This is a genomic window from Shewanella sp. KJ2020 (assembly GCF_024197625.1).
In the GTDB taxonomy this organism is placed as follows: domain Bacteria; phylum Pseudomonadota; class Gammaproteobacteria; order Enterobacterales; family Shewanellaceae; genus Shewanella.
On the sequence record NZ_JAKUKD010000019.1, the window covers coordinates 32307 to 48797 of the forward strand.

General features: G+C 47.9%; 15 protein-coding genes. 9 read left to right on the top strand and 6 right to left on the bottom strand.

Features of this window, described 5'->3' with window-relative positions:
- Nucleotide 1: 1 nt before the first annotated feature.
- Together menC and menE are read left to right on the top strand one after the other, a co-directional pair.
- Nucleotides 2–1063, top strand: a complete 1062-nt coding sequence (gene menC, locus MJO46_RS11970) for an o-succinylbenzoate synthase (RefSeq protein ID WP_253989484.1) — start codon at nucleotides 2–4, stop codon at nucleotides 1061–1063.
- 55 nt (nucleotides 1064–1118) lie between these two features.
- Nucleotides 1119–2546, top strand: coding sequence for an o-succinylbenzoate--CoA ligase (gene menE / locus MJO46_RS11975; RefSeq protein ID WP_253989485.1), 1428 nt, complete (start codon nucleotides 1119–1121; stop codon nucleotides 2544–2546).
- Nucleotides 2547–2615: 69 nt separating this feature from the next.
- Here menE and rpoH read toward each other — a convergent pair whose 3' ends face one another.
- The 4 genes from rpoH to ftsY all read right to left on the bottom strand — a co-directional run bounded on the left by rpoH (nucleotide 2616) and on the right by ftsY (nucleotide 6891).
- The gene (gene rpoH, locus MJO46_RS11980) at nucleotides 2616–3473 is read right to left on the bottom strand and encodes an RNA polymerase sigma factor RpoH (RefSeq protein WP_198781466.1); all 858 of its coding nucleotides are present in this window, start codon (nucleotides 3471–3473) and stop codon (nucleotides 2616–2618) included.
- 233 nt (nucleotides 3474–3706) lie between these two features.
- Nucleotides 3707–4672, bottom strand: coding sequence for a permease-like cell division protein FtsX (gene ftsX, locus MJO46_RS11985; RefSeq protein ID WP_253989486.1), 966 nt, complete (start codon nucleotides 4670–4672; stop codon nucleotides 3707–3709).
- Nucleotides 4669–5379, bottom strand: a complete 711-nt coding sequence (ftsE, locus tag MJO46_RS11990; protein ID WP_198781468.1) for a cell division ATP-binding protein FtsE — start codon at nucleotides 5377–5379, stop codon at nucleotides 4669–4671. The genes ftsX and ftsE overlap by 4 nt, the downstream gene beginning before the upstream one ends.
- A 3-nt stretch (nucleotides 5380–5382) precedes the next feature.
- A complete protein-coding gene (ftsY, locus tag MJO46_RS11995) occupies nucleotides 5383–6891 on the bottom strand; it encodes a signal recognition particle-docking protein FtsY (RefSeq protein WP_253989487.1) in 1509 nt (502 codons plus the stop codon).
- Nucleotides 6892–7179: 288 nt separating this feature from the next.
- Between ftsY and rsmD the strand changes: the two genes are divergently transcribed.
- Both rsmD and MJO46_RS12005 read left to right on the top strand, forming a co-directional pair.
- Nucleotides 7180–7788 carry a 16S rRNA (guanine(966)-N(2))-methyltransferase RsmD gene (gene rsmD / locus MJO46_RS12000; protein WP_253989539.1) on the top strand — a complete coding sequence of 203 codons (609 nt, stop codon included), beginning with the start codon at nucleotides 7180–7182 and terminating at the stop codon, nucleotides 7786–7788.
- The gene (locus MJO46_RS12005; protein WP_253989488.1) at nucleotides 7763–8071 is read left to right on the top strand and encodes a DUF1145 domain-containing protein; all 309 of its coding nucleotides are present in this window, start codon (nucleotides 7763–7765) and stop codon (nucleotides 8069–8071) included. Before rsmD ends, MJO46_RS12005 begins: the two co-directional genes overlap by 26 nt.
- Here the strand turns inward: MJO46_RS12005 and MJO46_RS12010 are convergent.
- Nucleotides 8068–9015 carry a GlxA family transcriptional regulator gene (locus MJO46_RS12010; RefSeq protein ID WP_253989489.1) on the bottom strand — a complete coding sequence of 316 codons (948 nt, stop codon included), beginning with the start codon at nucleotides 9013–9015 and terminating at the stop codon, nucleotides 8068–8070. The two genes, MJO46_RS12005 and MJO46_RS12010, sit on opposite strands and share 4 nt — an antisense overlap.
- A 108-nt stretch (nucleotides 9016–9123) precedes the next feature.
- Here MJO46_RS12010 and MJO46_RS12015 point away from each other — a divergent pair, with 108 nt between their 5' ends.
- Nucleotides 9124–9657 carry a cysteine hydrolase family protein gene (locus tag MJO46_RS12015; protein ID WP_253989490.1) on the top strand — a complete coding sequence of 178 codons (534 nt, stop codon included), beginning with the start codon at nucleotides 9124–9126 and terminating at the stop codon, nucleotides 9655–9657.
- A 95-nt stretch (nucleotides 9658–9752) separates the two neighbouring features.
- On the opposite strand, the gene MJO46_RS12020 is transcribed toward MJO46_RS12015, so the two are convergent.
- Nucleotides 9753–10316 (bottom strand): NapC/NirT family cytochrome c, encoded by a 564-nt coding sequence (locus tag MJO46_RS12020; protein ID WP_253989491.1) that lies wholly within the window; start codon nucleotides 10314–10316, stop codon nucleotides 9753–9755.
- Nucleotides 10317–10804: 488 nt separating this feature from the next.
- Here MJO46_RS12020 and MJO46_RS12025 point away from each other — a divergent pair, with 488 nt between their 5' ends.
- The 4 genes from MJO46_RS12025 to MJO46_RS12040 all read left to right on the top strand — a co-directional run bounded on the left by MJO46_RS12025 (nucleotide 10805) and on the right by MJO46_RS12040 (nucleotide 16455).
- The gene (locus MJO46_RS12025) at nucleotides 10805–11266 is read left to right on the top strand and encodes a hypothetical protein (protein ID WP_253989492.1); all 462 of its coding nucleotides are present in this window, start codon (nucleotides 10805–10807) and stop codon (nucleotides 11264–11266) included.
- A gap of 218 nt (nucleotides 11267–11484) precedes the next feature.
- Nucleotides 11485–11745 carry a heavy metal-binding domain-containing protein gene (locus MJO46_RS12030; protein ID WP_011918347.1) on the top strand — a complete coding sequence of 87 codons (261 nt, stop codon included), beginning with the start codon at nucleotides 11485–11487 and terminating at the stop codon, nucleotides 11743–11745.
- A gap of 21 nt (nucleotides 11746–11766) precedes the next feature.
- On the top strand, nucleotides 11767–13296 hold the full coding sequence (locus MJO46_RS12035; protein WP_253989493.1) for an efflux RND transporter periplasmic adaptor subunit: 1530 nt from the start codon (nucleotides 11767–11769) through the stop codon (nucleotides 13294–13296).
- A gap of 9 nt (nucleotides 13297–13305) precedes the next feature.
- Entirely contained in the window at nucleotides 13306–16455 is a 3150-nt protein-coding gene (locus MJO46_RS12040) for an efflux RND transporter permease subunit (protein WP_253989494.1), read from the top strand.
- Nucleotides 16456–16491: the final 36 nt, after the last annotated feature.

The window sequence follows — 16491 nt, forward strand, 5'->3', positions numbered from 1 at the left end:
TATGATCTTAACTTCACTTAGCCTATATCAATATCGACTACCACTCGATGTCTTACTGCCCGTGGGTAAGCAACGCATCGACCATAGAGCCGGATTAGTATTACAGGCAAGCGCCAGTGTCGAGGGGGAACACAGGCAAGTCGAAGTTGAAATCGCGCCACTCTCTGGCATCGATATCGACCAACAAGCCTTAATGGGATTTAGCCGCGAAACCCTAGCCCAAGTGCAAACGGCGTTAACTGAGTTATTACCCCAACTCTGTGGCCAACCTATCGATGCCCTGCTGGAATGCGCCGACAATAGCCCCTACCCATCAGTCGCCTTTGGTTTAAGTCTGTTACATGCCAAGTTAATGGGCAAACTCGACGCTATCCGTCCACAGACTGCCCTAGTCCCTTTGATTTATCACCCAACGGATGCGGGCAAAGACTTACTCGATAGCAAGATCGCCGCCCTTGGAATGGACATACATGCGGTGAAAGTCAAAGTCGCCCAGACCTCCATCGAAGATGAATTGCGTCTGATTTATGGAATATTAAGCACTCGGCCCGATCTTAAACTGCGTCTAGATGCCAATCGTGGCTTTACCTTAGAGCAAGCCATCACCTTTGCCGCAAGCTTACCCCTAGATGCCATAGAATACATTGAGGAACCTTGCCAAAATCCGCAGGATAACCTGCCGTTTTATCAAGCGATTGGTATGCCCTACGCCCTAGATGAATCCCTCAACGATCCCGATTACCGGTTTGCGATGCAAAGTGGCCTAGCTGCGCTCGTGATCAAACCTATGCTGCTCGGCACCATAGAAAAACTCGCCGATTTAATCGATACGGCGCAAAGCTATGGCGTGCGTTGCATCTTAAGTTCAAGCCTTGAGAGCAGTTTAGGTATTCAGGATCTCGCGCTGTTAGCGGCAATGCTAACCCCCGAAGAAATTCCGGGGTTAGATACCTTAAGCGCCTTTAGCCAAGATTTGTTGGTATCCTCGGGCAAAAAACACTGCCTCACACTGGCGCAGCTTGAACTCATTGCTAAATCCGATATTGATAATGTAAGCCATTGATACACAATAGTAATGGAAAGCCATAGTGAGTTTGCAACTACACAGGAAGCCTAACGTGTCATTTGTCCATGCCCCTAAATCAAACGCGATCTCCGCGGTTCACCAGGCTGCGATTGACTTTCCACAGCAAACCGCCATTAAGCTTGCCGGGCTGGATATCAACTACCACACCCTAAGCCAACACATTATCGCCCAGAGTGAACACTTGACCGCCGTTGGTATTGACGAGGGCGATGCAGTGGCATGCATCTCGACCAATAACCTGACCATGATTTGCCTCTATTGGGCCTGTGTCGATATCGGAGCAATCTTTTTTCCCATCTCGCCGCGCTTCCCCATCGCTCAGGTTCAAGGCTTAATCGATACCCACAAGATCCCGTATTATTGGAGCGAGCAGAACGTAAAACTGGTAAATGCCCATGAGTTAATCCTTAATATTAATGAGCTTAGCCAAACGACAACTCGCCATCATCAAGCTAAACCCTTTGATATTAACCGCCCTGCCAATGTAATTTTAACTTCAGGCTCTAGCGGCTTTCCAAAGGCGGCGGTGCATTGTTTAGCCAACCATATTGCCAATGCCGAAGGCGCCCGCAGCTTAATTCCACTCGAACAGGGCGACGCTTGGCTGCTCTCACTGCCTTTATTCCATATCGGCGGCCTTGCGATCCTGAATCGCTGCGCCTTAGTTGGCGCCTGTGTCGTGATGCCAGATCAAACGCTCAGCCTTAGTCAGCAGATTGACCAAGATAAACTGACCCACATGTCTTTGGTACCAGCACAGCTGAGCAAGTTATTAGCCGATGCGAACAGCCAACTTAACAGTATCAAAGCCCTATTGCTCGGTGGCGGCGCAGTCTCGATAGACTTACTCGAACAACTCAAGCAACGTAACATTGCCAGCTACACAAGTTACGGCATGACGGAAATGGGCTCGCAGATCACCACAGGCCCCGCTTTAAATGACGGTAGCAGTGGCAAATTACTCCCCAATCGTGAACTGAAAATTACAGATGGGGTTATTTGGGTACGCGGCGAATGCCTGTTTATGGGTTACCTCACAGCCAGCGGCATAGAAAGGAGTGTTGACCCCGAAGGCTGGTTTTATACCAAAGACAGGGGCGAATGGGATGAAAATGGCAATCTGCACATCCTCGGCCGCATCGACAATATGTTTATCAGCGGCGGTGAAAATATCCAACCAGAAGAAATCGAAGCGGCACTGAAACAGCATCCAGAAATTGATGATGCTATCGTCTTTGCACAACCCGATCCCATCTTTGGCAACCTACCCGCCGCCATTATTCGTGGCAGCATAACCCATGATATAGTTACAAAAACCGCTGAGCTAGAATCCTTTCTCGCCGACAAAATCGCCCGTTTTAAAAGGCCGAGGCAGTATTACCCTTGGCCTGAAGATGCCGAACAAACAGGGCTTAAGGTGAGCAGAAAAGCCCTAATTGCGCATATAAACCCAATTTGACCCATAAAAAAACCTGCCGTAGCAGGTTTTTTTATGGCTAACTCACTTTAGATTAAAGTGAGATGCAAGTTAGGCTTCCATACAAGCTTTTAGCTTGTTCATGGCATTTTTTTCAAGTTGGCGAATACGCTCAGCCGACACTTGGTAAGTCTCTGCCAATTCCTGCAGTGTGGTTTTATCGTCATCTAACCAACGGGCACGAAGTATGTGCTGGCTACGTTCGTCTAAGGTTTTGATGGCCGATAATAAACGACCTTGGGCATTGGATTCCCAATTATCGTTTTCGATATTTTCGGCTAAGTCCGACGAATGATCTTCGAGATAATGCACTGGCGCGAAGTCCTGTTCATCATCGTTATCATTGGTCAGGTCAAATGCAGGATCTTGCGCCGCCATACGTGATTCCATTTCGGTCACGTCGGCCTTAGAGACCCCTAGATTTTGAGCCACCATAGTGACTTCTTCATCGCTAAACCAACCTAAGCGTGTTTTTGCTTTACGGATATTAAAGAACAGTTTGCGCTGTGCTTTGGTGGTTGCGACTTTCACAATGCGCCAGTTTTTTAGCACATATTCATGTATTTCGGCTTTAATCCAATGCACCGCAAAGGATACTAGACGTACGCCAACATCGGGATCGAAGCGTTTTACCGCCTTCATCAGACCAATGTTGCCTTCTTGGATCAAATCCGCCTGTGGCAGACCGTAACCTGAGTAGCCCTTAGCAACGTGCACGACAAAGCGTAAGTGCGACATAATCAGTTGCTTTGCTGCTTGCAGATCACCCGTTTCCTGCAAACGCTTGGCTAACTCATACTCAGCCTCAGCGTCCAGCATGCTAATGCTAGTCACTGAATGGATATAAGCTTCTAGACTACTACTGCCCTGTGGGACTGTCAGTGCCATTGATTGCGTTTGAAAGGTCATTCGCGCTCCTACTTTCTTACTAATTACTTATCAAATATAAGTCGATTACATTCCAGAGTGATGCTAAACCACCGCTAAAATGAGCTGACGAACTATCGGCTAATTGACAGAGTATGTCAACCTTCACTCGTCTAGGGGGTTACTTTTAACCCCGATGAATAGACATTGCAAGTGAACAAAAGTTCATCGGCTGCGGATTTTATTGCATTATTTTTAGCTTAACCGTCTGATATCTAAGAGGGCTCTATCGCCCTTAGATGTTGTCTTACGGATAGATAAGAACCCAGCCAACCCAAAAAAGAGGCTAGGCCGACTAATTGTAGCAGTTCCATAAAAGTCAGTGACTTCATTTCAAACTGACTACCGTACAGCCCCAATAGCTCGGCAAGGGCGGAGTCGAGATACCAAACGAGCAAGTTAATGATAATCCAAGCCAATATGCCGCCTATCACCCCATACCAAATCCCAGTATAAAGAAAGGGACGCTGGATAAAAGATTCTGTTGCGCCCACTAATTTCATCACCTCTATCTCGGTGCGGCGGTTCATAATCGCGAGTCGAATGGTGTTGCCAATCACCAACACCACTGCCAAAACCAATAATGCGGCAATAGCCATTACAGTGCGTTCCAATAAGCGCACCACTGCCTGCAAACGCTCAAGCCATTCAATATCCAAGCGGCCAAAGCTAATCTCAGGCTCGCGCTCTAACTTAGTCAATAGTTCGCGGGCACCTACGGGCGTAGAGTATCTTGGTGTCGGTGTTACAGTGATCACCGCAGGTAATGGATTTTTATCGAGGTAAGCCAAGGCTTCACCAAAACCTGATAAACGCTGAAATTCCTCTAGGGCTTGGTTACGGTCGATATATTGCACTTTATCCACTTCGGCATAGGTGCGAATGCGTGTCAGCAGGCTCTGGATAGTCTGGTCGCTACGATTTTCATCGATAAATAATGAAATTTCAGCGGCGCTGTTCCACGAACTGGTAATAGTCTCGGCATTTTTGACTAAGACCTGCAATGCAGCCGGCAAACTTAAACTGACACCCAATACGGCCATGGTCATCACGGATGAAACGGGATTACGCCATAATTCTCCCATACTCGCCATCGCCTGCTGTACATGGCGAATAAAGAACATCACGATTCGGCCCGAAATGGGTAATTTGCTGCGGGTTAGCTTAGCATTGTCACTCATAGACCCTCCCTCGGCGCTGCGGGCCTAGTGTGCACGCCTTGATGTAGTTCTTGGGAGCCTATCATGCGGCCTTGTTTTAAGGTAAAAGTGCGATATTTCATTCGCGCAATCAGCCCCAAATCGTGGGTCGCAATCAGCACGCTGGTGCCTGCATCGTTGAAGGTTTCAAACAGGCGCAAAATATCCATCGACAATTTAGGGTCTAAGTTACCCGTGGGTTCGTCGGCGAGTAGCAAGGGCGGTTTGTTTACAATCGCACGAGCGATGCCCACACGCTGCTGCTCCCCTCCAGATAACATAATGGGGTTATGGCGTTCTTTACCATATAAACCCACCATATCGAGCGCACCCGCAACCCGTTTGCGGATCTCACCGTGGGAAAAACCTTCAATCACTAATGGCAAGGCGACATTATCGAATACACTGCGGTCCATCAATAAATGGTGGCTTTGGAAGATCATGCCAATATTGCGTCTTAGATAGGGCACGTGCTTAGCACTGATTTTAGCAATATCATGGCCGTTAATGGCAACCCGCCCCGTCGTCGCCCGTTCGATAACGGTGATCAATTTCAACAGCGTACTCTTACCCGCGCCCGAATGGCCGGTTAAAAATGCCATCTCACCTTGCTGCAGGTGAAAATTCACATCTTCCAGCGCCATTTGGCCGCCAGGATAAATCTTACTCACCTGCTGAAAATCAATCATAACTTAGCTATCCGCTTTTTCTTGTGTGAAGAGGGCATCGATAAATTCTTTCGAATTAAATGTACGTAGATCATCAATTTGCTCGCCGACACCAATATAGCGGATCGGTATTTTAAATTTGTCCGCGATGGCAAACACTACGCCGCCCTTAGCGGTGCCATCTAACTTACTAATAGTCAAACCTGTAACACCAACGGCTTCTTGGAATAATTGCGCTTGGCTAATGGCGTTTTGACCTGTGCTGGCATCTAGGGTCAACATCACCTCATGGGGTGCCTCTGGGTCGAGTTTCTTCATCACCCGCACAACTTTCTTTAATTCTTCCATCAGGTGGGATTTGTTTTGCAGGCGGCCCGCGGTATCGGCGATCAATACATCTATCTTACGTGCTTTAGCGGCTTGCAACGCATCGAAGAGTACCGAAGCGCTGTCGGCTCCCGTATGCTGGGCCACCACGGGAATATTATTACGTTGACCCCAAACCTGTAATTGTTCAACCGCCGCAGCGCGGAAGGTATCGCCCGCTGCCAACATCACCGACTTGCCCTGGGCTTGATACTGTTTGGCCAACTTACCGATAGTGGTGGTTTTCCCCACACCGTTGACACCTACCATCAGGATCACAAAGGGGCCACTCGCATTTTCAGGCACTAGAGGGATAGCAACGGGATCGAGTGTTTTTTGCAATTCATCCCGCAGTAATTCGTATAGTGCCTCGGCATCTTTTAGCTGTTTGCGTGACGCATGCTCAGTCAAGTTTTTGATCAAACGCGTAGTCGTTTCGACGCCAACATCGGCGATTAACAACTGTTCTTCGAGTTCTTCAAATAGATCGTCATCGATTTTCTTGCCGCGAAATAGGCCGATAAAACCACTGCCGATATTTTCGCTGGTACGCATCAAACCACGTTTAAGGCGGGCAAATAAGCCTTCTTTCACTGGCCTTGCCTGTGGTTCCGGCTGAACCTCAGCGGCGGGGATATCTGACTCAGCCTTAGCTTGTGCTTGTGCTTGTTCGGCTGCTAATTCTTCTGCCGCAAGACGTGCAGATTCGGCCCGTTGCTCGGCTAAACGCTGGGCCTCGATTTGTGCTTGCTCCTGAGCGAAGCGTGCGGCCTCAGCCTTAGCTTGAGCTTGCTCTGCCGCTAATTCTTCTGCCGCAAGACGTGCAGATTCGGCCTGTTGCTCGGCTAAACGCTGGGCTTCGATTTGTGCTTGTTCCTGGGCGAAGCGTTCGGCCTCAGCCTTAGCTTGAGCTTGCTCGGCGGCTAATTGTTCTGCCGCAAGACGTGCCACTTCGGCCTGTTGCTCGGCTAAACGCTGGGCTTCGATTTGTGCTTGTTCTTGAGCGAAGCGTTCGGCCTCAGCCTTAGCTTGAGCCTGCTCGGCGGCTAATTGTTCTGCCGCTAGAGGCGCAGTGTCTTGTGTTGGAGTAACAACTGGAGTTTCAGCACCGACCTCATCCTGCGATTTATCTTTACGAAACCAAGAGAAAAAACCTTTCTTTGCCATGTGTGATCCCAGCGCTCTACTTCAGTGTTGAATGTAAAATAAGACCCTGACGTTATACCAGATTGCCTTAGCAATTACGTCCAAAAAGTCGGCAATTAACTAAGCTTGTTAAGCCATCTCACCTTTTAGTGGGACTTTGATATAAAATAGTGGCCTTTATTAAGGTGGCATAGTCTACCACTTTCTTTCTTCAGGCAAAATCACGGGGGAGCTTTGATTAAGAACCGAGCGAGCAATCAGAGTGCAGCCAAGCAACAGGCGAGCAAAAATCCAGCGGCTAAAACCAAAATGGGGACTGGCCAAGTGCGGATTATCGCAGGGCAATGGCGTTCGCGTCGTCTACCAATTCATGATCTTGATGGTTTGCGCCCGACGACAGACAGAGTACGTGAAACCCTGTTTAACTGGCTCGCCAACGATATAGTCAATGCCCGGGTGCTCGACTGTTTCGCTGGTAGCGGCGCCTTAGCCCTCGAGGCCCTGTCTCGCTACGCCGCCTATGCCAAGATTATCGAATTACAACGCTCCGCCGCCCTGCAATTGAAAGATAATCTAAACACCCTTAAATGCGATAAGGCCGAAGTGCTCAATGCCGATACCTTAGTGGTACTGCAAAGGGGCTGCGATCAAGGTTTCGATGTGGTGTTTATCGACCCGCCATTTCGTAAAGGATTGGCTAAACAGACGATTCAACTGCTAGATAGCCAAGCTTGGCTCAATAATGGCGCGCTGATCTATGTCGAAATAGAGTCTGAATTAACCACGCTGACTATTCCATCTAGCTGGAAAGCCTTAAAAGAGAAGACCGCTGGCCAAGTGAGCTATCGTCTATATCAATATCAACCCGAAAATACCGCCGAACCTATCGAAGATGAAAACCATGCCCTTGCTGATTAACTTAGGCAAAGCCATTACCCTGATCGCTTGGCTGATGATGGCCTACAATTTGGCGATACCATTTGAAGGCAAGGTAGCGATTATTTTGAATATTCTGTTTGCCATTACCTGCATGATGCATTGCTTTCAAGTCGCTATCTTTCACATGCTGTTTAAAACCTTGCTGCCATTAGCTAAGCAGGATTATCTGCAGGTGTTTATCTTCGGCATTTTTAGCCTGTTAGCTTATCGGCAACGGGTGATGGCAGCCAACGAGAGGCAAAACGACGGGCAAACAAGCTAAATAAACCTTTTTTTGAAGGCGCTTGGGCTAAGTCCTGTTATCCGAGTAAACGCCTTACGACAGGCGCTGACATCTTCATAGCCCACACTACGGGCGATAACATCAAAGCTAAGTGATGTACTTTCGAGCAGATCACATGCCTTTTGAATACGAAGTTTTTGTAGGTATTCATTTGGCTTGAGCCCTGTCGCTTTCACAAACCGGCGCAGTAGTGTCCGCTCTCCCATACAAGCCTCCTGCGCAAGCCCTACCACGCTGATCGACTGGCCATAGTCTGTCTGTAATCGGTTCTGTATATTAAGGATCGGCTGATCGCCATGGTCTCGTTTAGGTAAAAACTGCTGATAATAGCGCTGTTCACGGCTACCAGTATCGATAACCAAATGCTTCCCTAACTGGCGCATTATGCTGACATGGCAAAACTGTGCCACTAACTCTAGCCCCAAGTCCACCCACGACATCATGCCCGCTGCGGTAATAATGTCGCCATCGTTAACCATGATTTTATCGATATCGAGTTTTACTCTGGGGTGTTGATGTTTAAACTCGTTCACCAATCCCCAATGTGTCGTCGCCCGTCTATGGTCAAGCAAACCCGCCGCGGCCAAAATAAATGCACCCGCGCAGGCAGAACAAATAATGGCACCTTGGCCATGCTGACGTTTCAGCCACGCCTGTAGCTCTGGATTGTCACCGAGGTAAAACTGCGTATCGATACTCGGCGGTATTATCACCAGCCCATAGTTTTGAGCGGCCCCAATCTCAGTAATGGCCAACTGTTTCACATCAAAGCGCTGCAAGTTCTGCGACTCTTTGACCTTGTCTTGCATAAACTTATTCGCCAATTGCAGCATCTCATCTAAACCAAACACTGCAGAAGTTAAACAACCGGGTAGCGCAAGAATGGCCACTTTTAATGTAGAGAAGGTGATTGGATTTGTCATTTTAGGCACCAAAGATGTCATTTCTGCCACTCTTAATGTTGCTTAATCTAACGCAAACTACCGCCATTACGAATTTATTTCACCGACATTGTTTATAGGAGAGAACCCATGACGACCAACAACTCTACGAAGCAAACGGCGCTAATTGTCATCGATGTGCAGAATGACTATTTCGCGAATGGAGCCTATCCCCAATGGCAGGTAGATGAGGCGTTAGCACAAACATTGCTTTGTGTTGAAAAGGCTAAGCAGCAGTCTATTCCAGTGATCTTAGTGCAGCACTTGGCTGACAATAGCCAAGGTGACGCTCCGTTTTTTAACCCAGGCACCTTAGGCGTTGAGATCCATCCGGCACTGCTCAAGGCGGCACCTGATGCACCTATCATCACTAAACATTTTGCCGATAGTTTTGATAGCACTCCACTCGCCGATATCTTACGGGAGCAACACATTACTGACGTGCTGCTATGTGGGATCATGACGCAAAATTGCGTCACCCATACCGCTATCTCTAAATCGGCAGAGGCTTATGCAGTCAGTGTTATAGCGGATGCCTGTGCGGCCCCAAGTCAAATGGTGCACTTCATTGCCCTGAGTGCGCTTTCCCGCCGAGTGAAACTCATCAACAGCACAGAGTGGTAAAATTTCGGTTTTCGAGACAACAAAAAGCCCTCTGTCGAGGGCTTTATACTTTATTAATCAATTGGCTAACAATAACCTGAGTTAATCGCTAAACCTTATCCCTTTGGATAGGGGTGAGCGATACCTTTATGACAGTCAATACAGGTTTTTCTGTCTTCTGGGGCTTTCTTGAAGTTATTGCTGTGCATTCTCACGGCCATTTTGCTCATATTTTCTGATTGGTTTTCATAAATACGGTTATGGCAGTTTTGGCAGGTTGAAGAATCGATAGCACGTAAATAATCACGAGCCAATTCAGCTTGTTCTTTACGGTTTTCATCTAACCAAGCTTGAGTGTTAAAGCCATCGATCGTTAAGAAGCCAATCACGTCTTTAGAAACGATGATCTTTTTCTTCAGGTATTGGAATGGTTCCTGTGCAATATGACATTGCTGACACTGAACTACGATACCAGCACGGTTATTACCATGGGCAGAGGCCATAACTTCATCTTTCAATGAATGCTGGCTGTGGCAGCTCATACAGAATGCGTCAGAGCTTGTCGCATGTAAGGTTGTTTGGGTTGCAAAGTAGCCCACAACACCGATAACAATACCGACGACTAGTAGCGCCAGGATTGAATATTTTGCGCTAGGTTTAAATAGTGCACGCCAGTTCATTACTCTATCTCCAAAAATTGCCAAAATTAGTTTTTATAAGTTCAGTTTATGCTATTTCACTTATTAGAAATTTGATTCTAAGCCTAAATTTGTCGATTAAATTAAACTTAAAAGCGCAAAATGAGACCTAGCTCTAACTATCAGGGCAATAATTGCTCAAAAGCAGCCAATATCGAAGCATTTATGCACTTCAACTAAAGCTAATGCAATCAGCACATAATCGCAAGTTATCGACTATTTGCAAAAACAAACCTATATTTTTGCAGAGTTATTTTCACAATGTGAAATTGTGACCGACTTCGCCCTTTGTTGAAGCTTTGATACTGCACTAGCCAAAACCCATGTCAACAAAGGTGTTATCCATTGATAATCAATCGGTATTTCATTGATATAAAGATGAGGCCTTATTGTTCACTGAAATGTGAGTTAACTCATTGCAGCATAATGACTCTATGCTAGAATCGAGCCGTTCATTATTTGGAATACTTATGCATCAAACACTCGGTCGTTACTTTTTAGTCATCTTCACTTTACTCGCACTCGTCGGGCAAAGTGTCGTGTCTAATGGTCACGCCATGGTGCCGCACACTATGGATATGAGTGCGATACCGCAGGATATGAGCGCGATGGCGCATCATGATTCCACCCAAGGGATGGATCATGCGGCAATGATGCAAATGAACACAGAGACCCCTGCTGACTCCCATTCAATGGCCGACACGGATTGCTGTAACGATAAAAAGCTTCCCGGCGCGAAGCAGCATTGCTGTGATGGCGCCACATCATGTTCAAATGATTGTGGTCATTGTCTGACGATCTCGGTGGCTGGCACTCTATTTAGCCCACATCTTTGGCCAAGTGTGAGCATGACCGATACCGCAATGGCCACTCCTATGCCTCATTTCCACTCTATCTCGTTATCTTCGGCCCTCAAGCCTCCGATAGCCTAGCCTCGCCGTGCCCTTTCAGGGCTAACAAAGCTAATTATTTATTTCGCCGTTTATTGTGGTGCGCCTATATATTAAGCACCCAGAGTTAAGCAAAAACCGAGTACTGAGCCCGTATGCACTTTATTGCATCGATTGTCCTTTCGTTTTGAATACCGAGGGATAAGCTCAGCAGCGTTTATGCACTCATATTCGGCGACCAATCCGATGGAGTGAACAATATGAAAACCTTAACTAATCTTGCCTTAGTGGCATTTTTAATGACCAGCACCAGCGTGTTTGCTACGGCAACACCCCATGAGCATCACCACAACAACGCCAACCCACAGCAGCAAGCTCAAACCTATATTTGCCCTATGCACCCCGAAGTCACAGGCACTCAAGGTGATACTTGTCCTAAATGTGGGATGAACTTAGAACCTAAAGCCACGGAAGTAAAAACGGCTGAAGGAACAACGCACAAGGCGCACGAGCACCACTAAGCTAGGCTGGAGATGAGGCATATGAACCAATTTAACCGAGTAAAAAAGCAGGCCCCTAAGGCAGTGCTGCTTTTGAGCAGTTTACTGATGGGAACACCTTGGCTGAGTCATGCCCAACAGGCAAATACACAGGCCGAAACCGCAGCGACTAGCCCAGCTAATGAATCTAAGAACAACCCATTAAAGCAAGTCAAAACCTATACTTGCCCTATGCACCCCGAAGTGATCAGCCATGAGCCAGGCCGCTGCCCTAAGTGCAATATGTTTTTGGTCGAGCAGCAAGATGATGCAAATTCGGCTGAGCATGTCGGACACCAAGCAGCAGATCATCAAGCCTCTGAGCATGGGCAAACCTTAGCAGCCAAGGCTTCGAGTCCGGTATTCGACACTCCAACACCTAAGGCCGACAGTTTAGTCAAAACTCAAAATAACGTGACAACAATCAAGTACGTTTGCCCTATGCATGCCCATATCATCAGTGATGTGCCCGGTACTTGCCCAATCTGTGGCATGAACTTGGAAAAGGTCGAAACGGGTGGTAACACCCAGGAGATCAACATTCAGGTTTCCGGCAGTATGCAACAGGCTCTCGCCCTAAAGGTCGCCCAAGTCGAGCGTGATACCCTGTGGAAATTCGTCGAAACCGTCGGACAAGTAGACTATAACGAGAGCCAAATTACCCATATCCACGCAAGGGTCACAGGCTGGGTCGAAAAGCTCATGGTCAAATCCATGGGTGATACGGTCAAAAAAGGTCAGCTACTCTATGAGCTCTATTCACCCGATTTAGTCAACGCCCAAGATGATTATCTACTCGCCTTAGATACTGCAAAAACCTCCGGAAACCAAAGATATCAAGATCTGGTGCGCAGAGCGGGATTACGATTGTCATTCCTCGGGTTTAATGATGAACAAATCAAGCAATTAGCCCAATCGCGCCAAACCCAGTATCGAGTGCCATTTTATGCCCAGCAGGATGGTGTTGTCGAAACACTCTCTATCCGCGATGGCATGTATATTGAGCCATCCACTGAGGCTATGTCGTTAGTCGATCTCTCTAAAGTCTGGGTGATTGCCGACGTATTTGAGAATGAGCAAAGCTGGGTTGCTAAGGGGCAAAAGGCCGAAGTCGCTGTCCCCGCCATGAATATCCGTGGCATCGAAGGCACTATCGACTATATCTACCCTGAATTGGACCCTGTGACCCGTAGCCTGCGGGTACGGGTGGTACTCAACAATACTAATGTAGATTTAAGACCTAAAACCCTCGCTAAGGTCTCGCTTTTTGGTGGCCCCAATAGGGATGTGCTCGTTATCCCACAGGAAGCCTTAATCCAAACGGGTAAAGAGAATCGCGTGATAGTCAAACAAGACGACAATAGTTTTGCCGCTAAAGTCGTCACCGTCGGCATGATGAGTCAAGGCAAGGCTGAGATTGTCTCGGGTTTAACCGAGGGCGAGCGCGTGGTGATCTCAGGGCAATTTTTACTCGACTCCGAAGCCAGCCTCAAGGGCAGCTTAATGCGTTTAAGCAGCGGTCATCAGCACTAGGAGCGCAGCATGTTAAAATACATTATCGAAGCCTCCATCAGACAACGACTTATGGTGTTGATCATCGCCATCATGATCACCGTCTGGGGCGTACAAGAGTTGCGCAAAACGCCACTCGATGCGCTGCCCGATCTGTCGGATGTGCAGGTGATTATTAAAACCTCCTACCCAGGGCAAGCGCCTAAATTGGTAGAAGAACAAGTCACTTATCCTTTATCTACCGCCATGTTAGCCGTACCCGGCGCCAAGACGGTTCGGGGATTCTCGATGTTTGGTGACTCCTATGTCTATGTGATTTTTGAAGATGGCACCGACATCTACTGGGCGCGATCACGGGTATTGGAATACTTAAGTCAGATCAGTAGCCGCTTGCCACAGGGCGTACAACCGTCACTTGGCCCCGATGCCTCTGGTGTTGGCTGGGTGTATGAATATGCACTGGTCGATCGCTCGGGCAGTTTAGATTTATCGCAGCTCAAAAGTCTGCAGGATTGGTATCTTAAGTTAGAACTGCAAAGCGTGGCGGGTGTATCTGAAGTTGCCACCGTCGGCGGCATGGAGCAAACCTACCAGATAGTGCTTGAGCCCGATAAAATGGCAATCTATAAACTGGATATCGCCAGCATTAAAGATGCGATAGAAAAATCCAATAATGAAGCCGGCGGCTCTGTGGTTGAAATGGCCGAAGCCGAGTACATGGTAAGGGCCAAAGGCTATCGCCAAACTCTTGAGGATTTCCGTGAAATCCCCTTAGGCATCACTAGCCCTTCGGGAACAGGATTATTACTCAAAGACGTTGCGACAGTACGCAAAGGCCCAGCTTCTCGCAGAGGTATTGCCGAACTCGATGGCGAAGGTGAAGTGGTCGGCGGCATTATTGTGATGCGCTATGGTGAAAATGCCTTAACCACAATTGAGGCGGTAAAGACAAAACTTCAAGAGCTAAAAGCAGGCTTACCAAAGGGAGTCGAAATCATCCCAACCTACGACAGGTCGCAATTGATTCTAAAATCCGTTGATAACCTGTTTAGCAAGGTCGTCGAAGAGATGCTTGTCGTTGGGTTTGTTTGCCTACTCTTTTTACTGCATGCACGCTCGACTCTGGTCGCAGTCATTACTCTGCCGCTCTCGATCCTTATCGCCTTTATCGTGATGAATAAGATGGGCGTCAACGCTAACATTATGAGCTTAGGTGGAATTGCAATCGCCATAGGCGCCGTTGTGGATGGCGCGATTGTGATGATCGAAAACCTGCACAAACATTTGGAGCAGTTTCACGCAGAACACAACCGAGAACCCGATACCAAAGAGCATTGGCGAATCGTGACTGAAGCCTCGATTGAGGTTGGCCCAGCACTCTTTTTCTCGCTGATTATTATCACCTTAAGCTTTGTACCTGTATTCGCACTCGAGGCGCAGGAAGGCCGCTTATTTGCACCGCTGGCCTACACTAAATCCTTTGCTATGGCGGCCTCAGCATTACTAGCGATTACACTGGTGCCGATTTTAATGGGCTATTTTATTCGCGGAAAAATTCCGAGTGAACAGAAAAACCCCATCAGCCGCGTGCTGATCGCTTTATATAAACCCTCGCTGAATCTGGTACTTAGATTTCCTAAAATCACCCTAGGATTAGCGCTTATTGCCTTAATCAGCGCTTGGTATCCGATGACACGTATGGGTAGTGAGTTTATGCCCGAGCTAGAAGAAGGCGATCTACTCTATATGCCAACCGCGTTACCGGGACTCAGTGCTGGCAAAGCTGCCGAAGTGTTGCAGCAAACGGATCGTTTGATTAAAACCGTTCCCGAAGTCGCCCGCGTATTTGGTAAAGTGGGCCGCGCCGAAACTGCGACCGATCCCGCACCGCTAACTATGCTTGAAACCACTATCATGCTTAAACCCCATGAAGAATGGCGCGAGGGCATGACTTTAGATGGCATCATCGCTCAACTACAACAAACCGTAAAAGTGCCGGGTATCACTAATGCTTGGGTACAACCCATCAAAACCCGTATCGATATGCTCTCCACTGGGATAAAAACCCCTGTTGGCATTAAGATCACCGGTGCCGATGTGAACGAACTCCAAAGCTTAGGGGCAGAAATCGAGGCCATCCTCAGTAAAGTGCCGCACACTAAATCGGCCTACGCCGAACGCAGTGGTGGTGGGCGTTACATCGATATCACCCCAAAACTGGATGTGGCAGCTCGTTACGGTATGTCGCTGCAGGATATTCAGGATGTAGTGCGTTACGCCATTGGCGGTATGGATATTGGCCAGTCGGTGCAAGGGGCGGAGCGTTATCCTATTAACCTGCGTTATCCCCGCGAACTACGCGATAATATTGAGAAGCTACGTGAACTCCCGGTGATCACTAAATCGGGAAATTACCTGCCACTGCGAAATTTAGCGGATATAGAGATCACCGATGGGGCTCCTATGCTCGCCAGTGAAAACGGTCGCTTAATCTCTTGGGTGTTTATCGATATTGAAGGAACATCTATCGGCGAATACATTACCACCGCCAAGCAAGCATTAAATGCTGAGCTAAAAGTACCTCCACGCTACAGCTACACCTTCGCAGGGCAGTATGAGTATATGCAGCGGGTCGATGCAAAACTGAAGCAAGTGATCCCTATGGCATTAGCGGTGATTTTCATTCTACTAATGATGACCTTTGGCTCCACTCTGCAGGCGAGTATTATCATGCTCAGCCTCCCCTTCGCGCTGGTCGGTAGCACTTGGCTATTGTATCTACTAGATTACAATATCTCAGTCGCCGTCGCCGTCGGTATGATTGCTTTGGCGGGCGTTGCCGCCGAGTTTGGGGTAATCATGCTGATTTACCTCAATAATGCCATTAAGCACAGGCAAGAGAAGAATAACTACCACACAGTTACCGATCTCAAAGAAGCCTTAATTGAAGGTGCTGTTATGCGTATTCGCCCTAAAGCCATGACAGTAGCCACTATCTTTTTTGGCCTACTGCCTATTATGTGGGGCGCGGGTTCGGGTAACGATGTAATGCAGAAAATCGCCGCACCTATGGTCGGTGGTATGGTGACGGCACCATTACTGTCGCTATTTGTACTGCCAGCACTCTACCTACTGATTTACTCGCGTAAACTGAACAACAAAGTTGAAACGATAAACTAGTCGGATATAGGCTCATAACGACCCAAGCTAAGTCAC